Here is a 260-nt window from a genome sequence, read left to right as displayed (position 1 = left end):
CGTACAGCCTGGGCATATCTTCCCGATCATGGCACAAAACGGCGGCGTATTGCACCGTGCCGGACATACCGAAGCAGGGTGCGACTTAGCACGATTGGCAGGTCTTGAGCCCGCAGCAGTGATTGTAGAGATCATCAATGCTGATGGTACAATGGCACGCCGTGATGATCTCGAGATATTTGCAAAAGAGCACGGCATCAAAATGGGCACCATCGCTGATCTTATCAACTACCGCATTGCCAATGAGCAAACGGTAGAAG

1 protein-coding gene is annotated in these 260 nt (G+C 51.9%); it reads left to right on the top strand.

What is annotated here, in order from left to right:
• Window positions 1–260: 3,4-dihydroxy-2-butanone-4-phosphate synthase (locus tag AAEZ06_RS27625; RefSeq protein ID WP_350617315.1), on the top strand; the 260-nt coding region annotated here is incomplete at both ends.

This window comes from Pseudomonas sp. HY7a-MNA-CIBAN-0227 (assembly GCF_040310325.1).
Classification (GTDB): Bacteria; Pseudomonadota; Gammaproteobacteria; order Pseudomonadales; family Pseudomonadaceae; genus Aquipseudomonas.
The sequence above is the reverse complement of the archived record's forward strand: the minus strand, read 5'-3'. Positions and strand labels throughout refer to the sequence as shown.